The following is a 14,194-nucleotide window of genomic DNA, read 5'->3' on the forward strand; positions in this document are numbered from 1 at the left end:
GCTTCTTCTTGCGCTAAACGTTGAGTTTCGGCTTCTTGAGCTAGACGCTCTTGTTCGATACGTTGTGCTTCTAAACGTTCTTGCTCTGCTTGGCGCTGGGCTTCGGCTTCTTGCGCTAGACGTTGAGCTTGTGCTTCTTGAACCAGACGCTCTTGTTCGATACGTTGTGCTTCTAAACGCTCTTGCTCTGCTTTCAGCTCCGCTTGGCGCTGGGCTTCGGCTTCTTGCGCAAGACGTTGAGCTTGTGCTTCTTGAACCAGACGTGCTTGTTCTGCATGCTCAGCTTCTAGACGCACTTGTTCTGCATCTATTTCTGCTTGGCGTTGTGCTTTTTCTTGTGCTAAACGTTGTTTTTCGGCTTCCTGTGCCAATCTATCTTGCACAACACGTTGCGCTTCTTGGCGCTCTACTTCTAAACGTTCTTGCTCCGCTTTTAGTTCTGCTTGGCGAACAGCTTCTTCTTGTGCTTCTTTTGCCAAACGTTCTTTTTCTAAACGCTCTTCTTCTAAGCGTTGCTGTTCTTTCTCTTGCTCAATATTTTCTTCTTTGTTACGCCCAAAACCGAGCCACGAGAAAAAACCTTTTTTTTCTTTTGCCATTAGCTACTAAACTCCTCGCACTAAATCATGGCGCGATTACATTGACGATATTGAAAATAATAATGAAGTCTATCATTTGATCATGGATAAACGCATCTTTTATACGAATTTTATGGTAAATTATTCCGGATTAAATCAAGGGAAGTCATCAAGATATCAATAGACACATATCCCTTATTCAAAAAGACACTCCAGAAATCACGTTTAAACGATATAAATCAAAATAATATGGCCAAAAAACCACAAAAAGCCCCAATGGGACAAATTAGAATAATTGGGGGTAAATGGCGTGGTCGTAAACTTCCTGTTCTCGATAGTCAAGGATTACGACCAACAACCGATAGAGTGAAAGAAACGCTCTTTAATTGGCTTATGCCCATCATCCAAGATGCTCGCTGTCTCGACTGCTTTGCAGGTAGTGGTGGCTTGGGAATTGAGGCCCTTTCTCGCTATGCTCGTGAAACGACTTTTATCGAATATGAGCGCCCTGTTGCTCAACAAATTACTGCAAATTTAGCCTTACTAAATGCTGATAATGGACATGTTATTCAAGACAGCGCATTATCCTTTCTCGCAAAACAAGGCACGCCTTATAATGTGGTTTTTTTAGATCCTCCTTTTCATAAAGGCATGTTGTCTGACACTGTCCAATTATTAGAAAATAACGGTTGGTTAGCACAAGATTGCTATATTTATATTGAGGAAGAAGTTAAAGCACAGACTTATACACTGCCAATCAATTGGACATTGCATAGAGAGAAGATCGCTGGGCAAGTTGCGTATCGCCTTTATATTCGCAGTTTATCTGCTTAATTTTTTATGGAGTTGTTATGTTAATCTTTTTTGGCCGACTTTTAATGGTCGGTGTTTGGGGCTTTCTATTTTTAAATATTATTTCCCCTTTTCCTAAGCCATTAAAATACTTTATGGATATTGCATTGATTTTTATGGTAATTATGCATGGTTTACAAATTGTCATGTATAAAGCAGGTCAACCTAAAGATCAAAAACCTTCCACTGGATTACAATTTCGTATTTTCTTCTTTGGTATTTTTGAATTATTAAAAATACAAAAAGAGCTACGAAAAGAATACGAAGAAAAACAGAAAAATAAAACGAAACAATAACTGTCATCTTCGTATATCCTCGCAATTATCTGGGGTTACCCATCAACCCCAGAGGTTGCCAATCTTATAAACACTTTCGCTTATTTATTATTTTGCTCATCGATTGGCATATCTGTTTCAAATTGTACAAAACGACTGCCCTGCATAAACAAACGTCCTTTCATTTCAGGTTCTATATTTTGATAAGATGATTTATCAATATTCAAGACCAAATCTTTACGTTCATCAGTGGTTAAACGAAAGGTTACTTGATAATAATAAATTGTTTCTGGGCCATTCACGTCATTTTCTCTTGAGCGTCGTTCATTTGCCGCAATTTCTTTTTTATCAATGACTTCAACCATATAAAGTTTTACAGGTGAGTTATCGTCACTTATTCGTTGTTTTCGCTGCTCAAAAAAACGATAAGTTGCCGATGCGATAATAATGATCAGTACTGCAATACCGATAATCGCTACTTTATTCATTACATTAATTCCTATCGTTATATGGATTAAAAAACAATGTGTTTTATATTATTTTAATAAGTCTGTCAGTTTCGTCATTAACCGCTATTCTTAAATTAAGCTTTCTGTTATGAATAATAAAACAGTTCTGAATATAAGGAAGATATTATGAGTTGGCCTTTTCTCGCAGTATTATTCTCAGGATGGCTTTATATTGATGCAGCATATCGTGGGCCGAATTGGCAACGATGGTTATTCCGTCCTATCACGCTACTTCTTTTGTTACTTTGGGCATGGCAAGTTCCTGAACACAATATTAATAGTTACCTGATTGTCGGTGCGTTATTAGCAACACTACTTTCTGATGTCCTAAGAATATTTGATGGTAAGTATTTACTACCGTCTTTCGCATTGATTTTTCTAAGCTACATACTTTATATGGTGAGTTTTTTACTACCATTACAGCTCTCGTTTTATCTTCCTTTGCTTGGATTCGTTATTCTTGCTTTCATTATCATTCTAGCTATTGTTTGGACTAAGCTCGATAAATTAGCCATTCCAGCCTCTCTAACTTTATTAGCTGCATTTGCTATGTTTTGGATTGCTGGTGAAAAATTTTTCTACTTAAGCAATGATTACAACTTATCAGTGATGATAGGTTCATTATTGTTAGTGATTGCTTACTCAATATGGCTAATCAACCGCTTCCGCTTCTCATTTTCGGCTTCTAAAGGGCTTGTCAGTGCCTGTTATTTTATTGGGCATTTCTTTATTGTTAGAGCCTTATTCCTTTAGTTTTCATCAACCCCTTGATTTAAATCTTTAAATCAAGGGGTTAGATTTCTAATTTAATTCGCACTTTTTGCCAATTATTTTCTGTCACATACCTTGACTCTGGACTCTACTCCAAGCTGTAAAGTGCTTATCAAATAAATGTCTTTAGAACTTTACTTCGTTGAACAAGGAGAGCCAGTTATGTCTAAACATGCTCATCAACACGATAATCATAAACATACCGATGCTTGTTGCTCAAGTTCTCAATGCTGTTCAGGCCACTCAGAGAATAGTACGCACTCACATACTGAAAGCGGGCATTCTCATACCAAGATAGATAAAAGTGATCCTGAATGCGAGGATGAGCATCACCACGGACACTCCCACGAACATGATCATAGCCATGATGGGCATAACCATGCTCATGGAAGCTGTGATATCAACGCCCCTGTTTCTAACATTGAGCCAGAAAAAGTTGCACAGCAACGCTTTAGCTGGAAAGTACAAGGAATGGATTGCCCAAGTTGCGCTCAAAAAATTGAAACCGCGGCACTCAAAGTCACAGGTGTAAAACAAGCAAAAGTGCTTTTTGCCACTGAAAAACTGGTTGTTGATGCGGATAGTGATTTACGTGCTGATGTCATTGCTGCAATTAACAGTGCAGGCTTTGAGCTTTTTGACCTCTCCTCACCCCAATCTCAAAAAGTCGCTAAACAAAGCTTCTTAAAAGAAAGTTCATTTGTCATTGTCTTGGCACTTTTAATGGTGATTAGCTGGGGTACTGAATTTATTGATCCTCAAGCAGGTCGCGCAGCCTTTATTGCAACAACCTTAATTGGTTTATTCCCCATTGTGAAAAAGTCCTTACAACTTATTCGCAGTGGCACACCATTTGCTATCGAAACATTAATGAGCGTTGCTGCAATTGGTGCACTATTTATTAATGCTACCGAAGAAGCAGCAATGGTTATTTTGCTGTTTATGATTGGCGAAATGTTAGAGTCTTACGCTGCAGGCCGAGCTCGTCGTGGTGTAAGTGCATTAATGGCACTAGTGCCAGAAGAAGCAACATTAGTCAAAGACGGCAAAAAACAAACAGTTCCTGTTGCGCAACTTCGCCCTGGCGATATTATCGAAATTGCCCCAGGTTCTCGGTTGCCAACGGATGCAGAATTAGTCAGTCCATTTGCAAGTTTTGATGAAAGTGCATTAACGGGTGAATCCGTACCAGTAGAGCGTTTACAAGGCGAAAAAGTGGCAGCTGGTTGTTTATCTGTTGATAGATCCGTCCAAATGAAAGTGGTATCTGAACAAGGGCAAAATGCTATTGACCGTATTTTGCAATTGATTGAAGAAGCTGAAGAGCGCAGAGCCCCAATTGAACGCTTTATTGACCGCTTTAGCCGTTACTATACACCTGCGATTATGCTGTTCTCTGCGCTGGTTATTATTGTTCCACCACTGTTGTTCTCACAACCTTGGGAAACATGGATTTATCGCGGCTTAACGCTATTACTGATTGGTTGTCCTTGTGCTTTAGTTATCTCAACACCCGCAGCAATTACTTCAGCATTAGCGGCAGCAACTAAGCGCGGAGCACTGATCAAAGGTGGCGCAGCATTAGAACAATTAGGTACAGTTAATACTGTCGCACTAGATAAAACTGGCACATTAACAGAAGGGAAACCTCAAGTTACTGATGTTGTAGCTGAAACCGGATTTAATGAAAAAGATATCCTAACTTTTGCATCATCCGTAGAAATTGGCTCTCATCACCCATTAGCAAAAGCTATTATCAATAAGGCGCAAGAAAACGGTGTACTTGTTGTTGAAGCTGAAGATCGCAAAGCTTTAGCGGGCAAAGGAATTGAAGGTTATTTAAATAGCCAACATATTCTAGTGAGTGCGCCTTCGCAGTTATCAGAAGCCACGTCACTCTCTTCTCAGTGGCAACAAGAAGTTGCACGTCTTGAAGACGAAGGCAAAACCGTTGTTGTTGTATTAAAAGAGAGTCAGCTTATTGGTGTTATTGCTATGCAAGATACCTTACGCAATGATGCTGTCGAATCAATGAAGTTATTGAAAGAGATGAATATCAATGCCGTAATGCTAACGGGTGATAATCCAAGAGCAGCCGCGGCTATTGCGAAAAAACTAGGTATGGATTTCCGAGCAGGATTACTACCTGAAGATAAAGTCACTTCAGTAATGGAAATCAGCAAAACACATAACACCATGATGGTGGGCGATGGTATCAATGACGCACCCGCAATGAAGGCGGCAACCATTGGTGTTGCAATGGGAAGCGGTACTGACGTTGCGCTTGAAACTGCTGATGCTGCTTTGACGCATAACCGTTTAACGGGCTTGCCTGAAATTATTAAACTATCTCGTGCTACTCGTAAAATTATTCGTGAAAATATTACAATAGCACTGGGCTTAAAAGCCATATTCTTAGTGACCAGCTTATTAGGTATAACTGGGCTTTGGGTTGCAGTTCTTGCAGATTCAGGCGCAACAGCACTTGTTACCGCTAATGCGGTAAGGCTGTTAAGAGTAAAAATTAACGCCTCAAATAAAGAGTAAGCTCGCTAAAATAACAAAACCCAAACCTCAGTTAATCTGGAGTTTGGGTTATTTTTTAGCGTGAAGTTAAGCAACATTTACGGCATAAATTACAGATTGCTCTCTTTTTTACGGATCAAATAGCGATAAGGTGCAGATTCAGTCTCTTGATTTAATAAATCATGTTCCATAAAACGGCAAAAGCCGGGAATATCACGCACTGTGGCAGGATCATCCGCAATCACTAAAAGTGTCTCACCTAATGCCATATTTCTTATGGTTTTACGCACTAACATTACTGGCTCAGGGCAACGTAGGCCTAGCGTATCTAATGTTTTAGTTGCATCGTCAAATTGAGCATTCATTCTATTAACCATTTTTCTTACACTGACAGATGCCATTATTATATCTCTCTTTCGTGTTCACATCACGGCACATTAAGCACAAAGGTATTCCCTCTAACCTTTGCTTTTGTTGCGCAACAGGCGTATTATGCGCATCCTCTCATTGAAGAGATAAATCACTGTTTTATTGGGTTCCCTCACCCCAATCACTAAAAAGGTACAATTTATGTATACGTTTACTCCCCGCCAAAAAGCGGTGGCGCTATTATGGCTTTCTTTGTTCCACATCCTGATAATTACATCCAGTAACTATCTTGTGCAGTTACCTATCTCCATTTTTGGTTTCCATACCACTTGGGGTGCCTTTACTTTTCCGTTTATTTTTCTGGCAACAGATTTAACGGTTCGTATTTATGGCGCACCACTTGCCAGACGCATTATTACCGCTGTTATGCTCCCTGCATTAGCGATTTCTTACCTGATCTCAACGCTCTTTTTCCAAGGAAGTTGGCAAGGCTTTGCCTCACTCACTGATTTCAACATCATGGTGGCAAGGATCGCAACAGCAAGCTTTATGGCTTATGTGTTAGGTCAAATAATGGATGTGTCTGTCTTTAATCGTTTAAGACAACAACAAAAATGGTGGGTTGCACCTAGTGCAGCCATGTTCTTTGGTAATTTACTCGACACTCTCGCCTTCTTCTTTATTGCCTTTTACCGTAGTACAGACGCATTTATGGCGGCGAATTGGGTAGAAATTGCATTGGTTGACTATGTGTTTAAATTGACCATTTGTATGCTGTTCTTCTTGCCTGCATATGGTGTTTTGTTGAATTTTATTTTGCGTCACTTTTTCGCACAAGAAAATCAAAAACAAGATTACGTGGAAGTTCACTAATAAATCCTCTCATTCTCTCTATTGAGAATGAGAGGATAAGTTAATCATCTGCTTATTTGATTTTTTAAATACAATCGACATTTTGTGTATGTATATCCCACCTTATAACCAATTGATGTAATAGCTTTTGCTAACAATGATGTTTGAGGTGTGAATGTTTTACTTTCACTGTCACAGGATAATGTCGCCGTTCTTGTTTTATTTACTTTACCTTTAAATCCAATCACTTTTGTATTCAAACGATCTGCCATATATTGCGCACTGGAATATCGTCCGCCCTTAGCACTATAACAAGATATCATTGTCAAAATGGAAGACGTATTAGATATTGTAGATATATGTTTATTTATTACGATAGCATGATCTTTCATCGAACCAGTTAAAACAGATCGCGGAGAATATTGAATATCTATTTTACTATTATTAATAGTAGTAGTTAACTTATCTAAATGAGCAAAAAATGGAGCGCCATGTCCTTGAACAGTTATTGATTCATAAAACCTTCTAATATAAATATTGACGAATACGCCAATATTATTTTTTATTTAAAATAATTTTTCATACAAAAAAAGCCTATTTTTCAATGAACGTACTATTTTTATTAAAATATTTATATTCTTAATTAATATCACAGCATATCAAGTATGATGGAGAGACAATAAGAGTATTATTGTCACTCACGCATTAATACATCACATACAGATTTTCTCTCGTTTCACCAATAAACAGTAGGAGTCTATTATGTTAAAAGTTATTCAATCTCCCTCTAAATATATTCAAGGGCCTGATGCGTTGTACCATATTGGTAAATATGCGAAACCTTTTGGCGATAGAGCACTGATTATTGCCGATAAATTTGTCATGGAGTTAGTCGGGAGTACCGTTAAAGACAGTCTGTCTCAATACGAAGTAAATGGGCATTTCGAACTGTTTAATGGTGAATGCACACACAACGAAATCAATCGGTTATCTGAACTCGCAAAAGCACAAGCCTCGCTTGTGATCATCGGCGTTGGTGGTGGTAAAACACTCGATACCGCCAAGGCTGTTGCTTATAAATGCCAGCTCCCTGTCGTGATATCCCCTACCATTGCCTCCACTGATGCGCCAACCAGTGCCCTTTCTGTCATTTATACAGAGCTCGGTGCATTCGATAGCTATCTATTTTACCCAACCAACCCTGATGTGGTTGTTATGGATACCAATGTTATCGCTTCTGCGCCTGCCCGTTTATTAGTTGCAGGTATGGGTGATGCTTTAGCAACTTACTTTGAAGCAAGAGCCTGTAGCAACGCACAAAAACAAACCATGGCAGGTGGTAAATCAACACTTGCAGCGCTTGCTTTAGCTGAACTTTGCTATAACACCCTTTTAGAGGATGGCTATAAAGCAAAACTTGCAGTAAGCCGAGGTGTTTGTACAACGGCAGTCGAAAATATTATCGAAGCCAATACATTTCTAAGTGGTATTGGTTTCGAAAGTGCAGGCCTTGCTGCTGCTCATGCTATTCATAATGGATTTACTGCGCTAGAAGAGTGTCACCATATGTATCATGGCGAAAAAGTTGCCTTTGGTACATTAGTGCAATTAGTGTTAGAAAATAGCCCATTAGAAGAGTTAGAAGAATTTCTCGACTTTTGTATTTTAGTGGGATTACCGGTCACTTTAGAAGAGTTGGGTATCAACGCAACAGGCGATGAATTAAATGAAAAAATTATGGCGGTTGCTGAGTTAAGTTGTGCTGAAGGTGAGACAATTTACAACATGCCATTTGATGTTGATTCAGATAAAGTTTACGCTGCAATTTTAACTGCCGACCAATTAGGACGGGAATGGCTTTATTAAAGCCTGAGTAAACAGGGAGTGTTTATCTCCCTGTTTGCATTTACAAAAAAGGGTGCTTTATGGTCAGTATCGTATTAGTTTCAAAGAGCCTTACGCTTGCCAATGGTATTAAAGAACTCGTTAATCAGACTGTAGATCGCCAAGTAAAAATTGCCATTGCGACCAATTATCAAACACCTTTAGATCTCACAAATGAAGTATCTCCAGAAACTATACTCACAGCAATCAAAAAGTGTTATAGCGAACAAGGTGTACTCGTTTTACTTGATACTTATCATTCAGCGCAAAATGCCGCACTTGCAATCGCGAATCTAGAGCATGCCATTGCAGCTAACGTCGCATTAAGCTCTGCCCCTATTGTTGAGGGAACACTAGCTGCAGCCAATAGCATTGCGCTCGGCGCTTCTCTTGAAGAAGCAGAAAAAGCAGCACATAAAACCATTACAATAAAGAAACTTCAATTAGGAGAAAATCTCCCTAACTTTAACATTCACCCCAAAAATACTAATTACGAACCTGTCAGAACTATAACCGCACCTGTTTGGCTATACCCTTATCATCGTTTCGTGATCCCTCGTAAAGAAATATCCGCTCACTTATTACTTGAAGAGCAAAAACGTCTCGTAAAAGCCATTGAGCGCTCCAAAAAGGATATAGACTGGTTAACCGAAGAAACCTATCGCAAGATTGGCGAGCAATATACTCATATTTTTTCTAGTCATCGTTTCTTATTAGAAAATGCAGAATTACAACTAACAGTGTGTAGCATGATAAGTAAACATCACTGTAATGCTGAGTTTGCCCTACAACAGACATTTATTGATTTAATAGATACTTATGCGCAAATGGATGATGATAATATGCGTGCCAGAGAAAGTGATTTAGATGATATTTTATCTCGATTACTGCGCTATTTGACGTCAGCACCACCACCAATGACGCCGCCTCCCTATCCAAATGCTATTCTAGTGACAAAACAACTTCATCCCTCCACATTAATTGCACTTGATACCCATAGAATTAAAGGAATTTTATTAAGCCATGGGAATCCACTATCTAACACAACTTTATTAGCAAATGCATTAGATATCCCCATTATTAATGAGGCCGGAAAACAGGCATTATCGCTGACTAATGGGCAAAATATCACACTTAAAAAAGTCCAAAATATTTGGCTTTACCAAAATACCTATATCTCTCATTAAAAAATAAAAATATTTAAATAACCTGTGCTCCACAATATCAGGTTATTTAATTTCCTTATTTTCTTATATTCTTATATTTCACATGTTTTTTTATTAAAAATAAAAAAAGGGAATAAAAGATCCTCTTTTACTCCCTAGTTGCTTGTTATCTTAGTAATCAATTACTTTTTTATTATCGGATAGGCAATACTTATAATGCTCTTGCCAATAAACTAATGGGGTGCTCACATTTTTTCGTTGTTGACATCTCAATTTGCCATTTACAGGTTTCGCAGTCTGTAATAACGATATCACATCCACTCTCTTCAATTTGACGGAATAAGCCCGCCCCAATACCTTGAGCAACATCGTAGTTTTCAGATTTAAAACCATAAGTTCCGGCGATACCACAGCATTGAGAATCAAGAACAATCACCTCAACACCAGGGATACGTTTAATTAAATCAATGGAATATGCCGTCCATCCCATTTTTTCCATATGACAAGGCGTGTGATATGCCACTTTTAACGGGGTATGTTTCAGTGGTAATTCACGGCCATCTTCCAGTAAGCGATAAATATAACGTGTCGCTAATTCGATATTTTCACGTACTTTTGATGTATCAACATCAAGGATATGTTCATACTCATCACGAATAGTGAAAGTACAGGTTGATGATGTTGCAACAACAGGAATATTGTTTTCAACAATTTTTTCTGTCAGAGATTCAAGGTTCACAGCGGCTTGTTTTTTGGCTTGTTTAACAAAACCATTCGCAATTAATGCAACACCACAGCATTTTTCACGTTTTAATAACTGAACACCAATATCCATTTTGTTGAATACTTTAACTAAATCTTTCCCTAATTGTGGGTGGTTATAGTTAGCATAACAACCATGGAAGAAAGCAACTTGATCTTTAAAGCGTGCCTGCTCTTCAACTTGTTTTTTCATCCATGTTCTAAATGTACCAAAAGAGTATTTTGGTAATTCACGACGATGGTCGATTTTAAGCGCTTTATCCAAGATTTTACGGACTGGTTTTAATCCGGTAATAGTATTTACTATCGGCGCCATTGGCGTGGATAATGTTCCCATTAAATCCGTATGACTTAAAATAGCATCACGAATTTTAGGTGTTTTGGTATTGTAGTTCAGTTTCGCTCGCGAAATGATATCACCAATTTTTACATCTGACGGACATGCGACTTCACAACGCTTACAGTTAGTGCAATATTTCAATGCTTCATCATAAAGCATCGGATCTTTTAAGCGTAAACGCTCACCATCAGGGCCTGCTTGTTTAGGACCAGGATAAAGTGGATTCACTTTTGCAACTGGGCAGTAAGTTGTACAAACTGTACACTTAATGCAAGCTTCAAAACTGTTATCTTGTAAACTCATTGTGCTGCCTCCACAACCGCAGATGTGGTCTGTTCTGATTTATGATGCTGTAAAATTTGTTGCGCGGCATAAAGAGCACTAATCATTGAAACACCAGCACCACAACCTTCATTTAGTGGATCAAATCCACCTAACACAGCACCCACAGCATAGACATTGTCTAATACTTCACCATATTTCATGGGCCTTAATTGGCTATCGGTATTAACACCAAAGCGCATATAGGGCTGTTTCGCAAAGACATTCTCTTGCGTCCACTCATTACGAGGTAATGCCTCTAACAAATCCAGCTCCATTAAAGGCTCATAAACACGATCGAACTCGGCAATTAAGCCATTATTGAAAAAACTACCCGTTGCTAATACCACATGCTCACTACGAATAGGAATATCAGTGTGATTTCTAGTGTGAACGCCTGTAACAGTGTTACCCACTAAGTCAACTTCCTCTGCGCGATCACCTGGCATAATTAAACCGCCCGCTTTTTGAAAACGCAGTTTTAATGCTTGATGTAGACGAATTCCTAATAGAGAAGGTGGCAATGTTGGTAATAGACAAATCGGTTTACCTACTAACTGTTGCAGTAATGTCACAGGCTCTTCAGCATCAAGCCCAATACATGCAGGTAAAATAATCGCCTCAGCACTGTCATCAACATGTTTTTTCAGTTCGTCAGCTAACGCTTGTGTGTTTTCAGGTTTATCTAAATAACGCGCAATATTAACTGCTCTAAATTCACTTGGATTATCACGCAATCTATCTAATAACGGTAAGTGGATATGATAAGGAATTGCTTCAACACCTTGCTCATTAAGCGTATTGCTTGCAAATTGAGGTTGAAAATCTAAGAAACCTTCAATTCCTACCACGGCCAACTTTTTCCATGGTAATGCTTTATCAATACCATGAATAGGAACTCGCTTTGGACTCATCCAACTCATACGAGAGCGCCCTACTGGCGTAATACGATAATGGTTTTCATCACCACTACCTTGATACTCAAGACCACTTGTACTTGCCAACAATGCCTGAGCTTGTTCAATTAAAGTTGAAACTTGAATTTCACCAATACGGCTATAAGGGTGTTTTGGCGCTAACTCTGCTAACGTTGCCAGAGCTTTTTTAGGCTGAGTCACCGCTGTTCCATCAGGAAGATGAGTTAATAAATCCAGTGAACCTGATGAAAAATGCAACGCACTTTGACCATTACTAATGATTGCACAAGACTTACCGGCTTCGGCAAGACGAATACCCGCAGTTAACCCTGCCAGTCCGCTACCTATAATGATGACGTCAAATTTCATTATCTGCCTCCGCTGAAGCTGTTTTTTCAATCATATCTGCATCTAAACCACATAAACCTTGATAAACCCAACTGGTAAACTCACTTTCACGTAATGCATTGCCCCAAGCAATTGGTCGAATACCTTTCCAACGCTCATTCAAGAAATGAGCAAGTTGCTGCTCTGATTCGTGAGGAGTAGTAACTTGTAAACGGTTTAATAATCCAGCAGCACGACAAGCACAAAGTTCACCTTGGCAAGTTCCCATACCCACACGAGTACGACGACGCAAATCAAGTAAGTTATTAACTGTTAAAGAGTTAACCGCATAGCGAACTTCGGCCGCTGTTACCGCTTCACATTCGCATACTAAGCTTTTATCAATACGTTCATTGCTCAGTAATTTATTCGCTAAATCACCATGGCGATAAACCGCTGAACCACGAATTGGTGCAGGTAATGAAACAACGCTACGTAATGCTTGCTCCGCAGATTGGCGAGAGCCAGGTAATGCCTCTTCTGCAGTGGTACATTTCGCAGAGACATTTAATTTCTCACATATTTTATCTGTCGCCCATTCGGCCATTAAACGGTAAGTCATTAATTTACCGCCCGTAATGGTAATAAAGCCCTCTAATCCATCACGTTGCGCATGGTCGAGTAAAACAATACCACGGCTAACATTACGGCCTGATGGATCATCATCACTTGCCACTAAAGGGCGTACACCAGCATAAGCACGTAGAATTCGAGTTTGAGCCAGTTTTGGCGCTAACATTGAACCTTCACGAATAAGAATATCGACTTCTTCAGGAGTGACATACATATTGTCAATTTCATCGTAAGGTACACGTGTTGAAGTTGTACCAATTAATGAAATCGTATCGCCAGGTACTAAAATATCGGCATCTGCAGGTTTACGACAACGATTGATCACCATATTGTTAATGCGATGACCTAAAATCAGTAATGCACCTTTTGCTGGGAACATTCGAACTTTTAATTCACCGTATTCAGCAATTTTTTGTCCCCAAATACCGCCAGCATTCGCCACAATTTGTGCGCGAATTTCATACATTCTTTTCGTTTGATGATCGTAAACTTTGACACCTTTAACACGGTCACCTTCACGAATAAGGCCAACGACTTCATGATAAGTCAGGACTTGTGCGCCATGTTCGCGAGCATCTAACATATTTGCCGCGGTTAAACGAAAAGGATCGACTGTGCCATCAGGTACTTTAACTGCACCGATTAAATTCGGGTTAACAGAAGGCTCTAAGCGAATAGCTTCTTCGGGTGAAATCGCTTGAGCATCAATACCTGCTGCTTGGCAAGATTGAATAAAAGTCTGTTGAAACTCTAAAGAATCTTCAGGTAGGGTAATAAAAAGGCCATCCGTCTTTTCTACACAATGACGAGCGACCCGTTTTAAGATCATATTCTCTTCAATACACTCACGCGCTGACTCAGGATCGGTTACTGCATAACGCGCACCACTGTGTAACAACCCATGATTTCGACCGGTTGCACCGGTTGCAATATCGTGTCTTTCTAGCAGAACGCAACGTAATCCACGGCGTGCACAGTCTCTTGCCATGCCTGCACCGGTTGCTCCTCCGCCAATAATAATGACATCTGTTTCTGTCACTGGTGAACCGCTCATCATAGAGATGCCCTCTCACATTACATTCAGCAAACGCTTAATTATTCTTTAGCGTTAA

Annotated in this window: 13 protein-coding genes and 1 pseudogene; 7 read left to right on the plus strand and 7 right to left on the minus strand. The window is 39.4% G+C overall.

Annotation, left to right across the window (positions count from 1 at the left end; genetic code table 11):
* Positions 1-599, minus strand: a pseudogene (locus tag ABN080_RS08900) (signal recognition particle-docking protein FtsY); the annotation flags it as partial.
* Between the two features lie 228 nt (positions 600-827).
* Here ABN080_RS08900 and rsmD point away from each other — a divergent pair.
* Together rsmD and ABN080_RS08910 are read left to right on the plus strand one after the other, a co-directional pair.
* Entirely contained in the window at positions 828-1,412 is a 585-nt protein-coding gene (gene rsmD / locus ABN080_RS08905) for a 16S rRNA (guanine(966)-N(2))-methyltransferase (RefSeq protein WP_196554867.1), read from the plus strand.
* 17 nt (positions 1,413-1,429) lie between these two features.
* Positions 1,430-1,726, plus strand: coding sequence for a DUF1145 family protein (locus ABN080_RS08910; RefSeq protein WP_072069814.1), 297 nt, complete (start codon positions 1,430-1,432; stop codon positions 1,724-1,726).
* Between the two features lie 80 nt (positions 1,727-1,806).
* Here the strand turns inward: ABN080_RS08910 and ABN080_RS08915 are convergent, their stop codons facing one another.
* Positions 1,807-2,193: a DUF2500 family protein gene (locus tag ABN080_RS08915; protein WP_349440853.1), complete on the minus strand. Its 387-nt coding sequence runs from the start codon at positions 2,191-2,193 to the stop codon at positions 1,807-1,809.
* Positions 2,194-2,340: 147 nt separating this feature from the next.
* On the opposite strand from ABN080_RS08915, the gene ABN080_RS08920 reads away from it, so the two are divergent.
* Both ABN080_RS08920 and ABN080_RS08925 read left to right on the plus strand, forming a co-directional pair.
* Positions 2,341-2,967 carry a lysoplasmalogenase gene (locus tag ABN080_RS08920; protein WP_349439269.1) on the plus strand — a complete coding sequence of 209 codons (627 nt, stop codon included), beginning with the start codon at positions 2,341-2,343 and terminating at the stop codon, positions 2,965-2,967.
* Between the two features lie 180 nt (positions 2,968-3,147).
* Positions 3,148-5,532 (plus strand): zinc/cadmium/mercury/lead-transporting ATPase, encoded by a 2,385-nt coding sequence (locus ABN080_RS08925; protein WP_349440854.1) that lies wholly within the window; start codon positions 3,148-3,150, stop codon positions 5,530-5,532.
* An 89-nt stretch (positions 5,533-5,621) separates the two neighbouring features.
* On the opposite strand, the gene tusA is transcribed toward ABN080_RS08925, so the two are convergent.
* Positions 5,622-5,876, minus strand: a complete 255-nt coding sequence (gene tusA / locus ABN080_RS08930) for a sulfurtransferase TusA (RefSeq protein WP_069368408.1) — start codon at positions 5,874-5,876, stop codon at positions 5,622-5,624.
* 205 nt (positions 5,877-6,081) lie between these two features.
* Here tusA and ABN080_RS08935 point away from each other — a divergent pair, with 205 nt between their 5' ends.
* The gene (locus tag ABN080_RS08935) at positions 6,082-6,753 is read left to right on the plus strand and encodes a 7-cyano-7-deazaguanine/7-aminomethyl-7-deazaguanine transporter (RefSeq protein ID WP_349440855.1); all 672 of its coding nucleotides are present in this window, start codon (positions 6,082-6,084) and stop codon (positions 6,751-6,753) included.
* A 44-nt stretch (positions 6,754-6,797) separates the two neighbouring features.
* Here the strand turns inward: ABN080_RS08935 and ABN080_RS18235 are convergent, their stop codons facing one another.
* The gene (locus tag ABN080_RS18235; protein WP_502935111.1) at positions 6,798-7,298 is read right to left on the minus strand and encodes a hypothetical protein; all 501 of its coding nucleotides are present in this window, start codon (positions 7,296-7,298) and stop codon (positions 6,798-6,800) included.
* A gap of 196 nt (positions 7,299-7,494) precedes the next feature.
* On the opposite strand from ABN080_RS18235, the gene ABN080_RS08945 reads away from it, so the two are divergent.
* Entirely contained in the window at positions 7,495-8,598 is a 1,104-nt protein-coding gene (locus ABN080_RS08945; protein ID WP_349439270.1) for a glycerol dehydrogenase, read from the plus strand.
* Positions 8,599-8,657: 59 nt separating this feature from the next.
* Positions 8,658-9,803, plus strand: coding sequence for a phosphoenolpyruvate-utilizing N-terminal domain-containing protein (locus ABN080_RS08950; RefSeq protein ID WP_349440857.1), 1,146 nt, complete (start codon positions 8,658-8,660; stop codon positions 9,801-9,803).
* A 190-nt stretch (positions 9,804-9,993) separates the two neighbouring features.
* Here the strand turns inward: ABN080_RS08950 and glpC are convergent, their stop codons facing one another.
* The 3 genes from glpC to glpA are packed head-to-tail and all read right to left on the minus strand — an operon-like array spanning position 9,994 to position 14,139.
* Positions 9,994-11,187: an anaerobic glycerol-3-phosphate dehydrogenase subunit GlpC gene (gene glpC / locus ABN080_RS08955; protein ID WP_349440858.1), complete on the minus strand. Its 1,194-nt coding sequence runs from the start codon at positions 11,185-11,187 to the stop codon at positions 9,994-9,996.
* On the minus strand, positions 11,184-12,491 hold the full coding sequence (glpB, locus tag ABN080_RS08960; RefSeq protein WP_349440859.1) for a glycerol-3-phosphate dehydrogenase subunit GlpB: 1,308 nt from the start codon (positions 12,489-12,491) through the stop codon (positions 11,184-11,186). The genes glpC and glpB overlap by 4 nt, the downstream gene beginning before the upstream one ends.
* Complete coding sequence (glpA, locus tag ABN080_RS08965) at positions 12,481-14,139, minus strand: anaerobic glycerol-3-phosphate dehydrogenase subunit A (protein WP_176694719.1); 1,659 nt, start codon at positions 14,137-14,139, stop codon at positions 12,481-12,483. Before glpA ends, glpB begins: the two co-directional genes overlap by 11 nt.
* Positions 14,140-14,194 lie beyond the last annotated feature (55 nt).

The organism is Proteus sp. fly-1089 (assembly GCF_040138965.1).
GTDB lineage: Bacteria > Pseudomonadota > Gammaproteobacteria > Enterobacterales > Enterobacteriaceae > Proteus > Proteus vulgaris_B.

What these genes read in the sequence shown, in the direction of transcription:
- rsmD (WP_196554867.1), top strand. Translation starts at nt 828, where the DNA reads ATGGCCAAAAAACCACAAAAAGCCCCAATGGGACAAATTAGAATAATT.
- ABN080_RS08915 (WP_349440853.1), bottom strand. Translation starts at nt 2,193, where the DNA reads ATGAATAAAGTAGCGATTATCGGTATTGCAGTACTGATCATTATTATC.
- glpA (WP_176694719.1), bottom strand. Translation starts at nt 14,139, where the DNA reads ATGATGAGCGGTTCACCAGTGACAGAAACAGATGTCATTATTATTGGC.
- tusA (WP_069368408.1), bottom strand. Translation starts at nt 5,876, where the DNA reads ATGAATGCTCAATTTGACGATGCAACTAAAACATTAGATACGCTAGGC.
- glpB (WP_349440859.1), bottom strand. Translation starts at nt 12,491, where the DNA reads ATGAAATTTGACGTCATCATTATAGGTAGCGGACTGGCAGGGTTAACT.
- ABN080_RS08935 (WP_349440855.1), top strand. Translation starts at nt 6,082, where the DNA reads ATGTATACGTTTACTCCCCGCCAAAAAGCGGTGGCGCTATTATGGCTT.
- ABN080_RS08920 (WP_349439269.1), top strand. Translation starts at nt 2,341, where the DNA reads ATGAGTTGGCCTTTTCTCGCAGTATTATTCTCAGGATGGCTTTATATT.
- ABN080_RS08910 (WP_072069814.1), top strand. Translation starts at nt 1,430, where the DNA reads ATGTTAATCTTTTTTGGCCGACTTTTAATGGTCGGTGTTTGGGGCTTT.
- glpC (WP_349440858.1), bottom strand. Translation starts at nt 11,187, where the DNA reads ATGAGTTTACAAGATAACAGTTTTGAAGCTTGCATTAAGTGTACAGTT.
- ABN080_RS08945 (WP_349439270.1), top strand. Translation starts at nt 7,495, where the DNA reads ATGTTAAAAGTTATTCAATCTCCCTCTAAATATATTCAAGGGCCTGAT.
- ABN080_RS08950 (WP_349440857.1), top strand. Translation starts at nt 8,658, where the DNA reads ATGGTCAGTATCGTATTAGTTTCAAAGAGCCTTACGCTTGCCAATGGT.
- ABN080_RS08925 (WP_349440854.1), top strand. Translation starts at nt 3,148, where the DNA reads ATGTCTAAACATGCTCATCAACACGATAATCATAAACATACCGATGCT.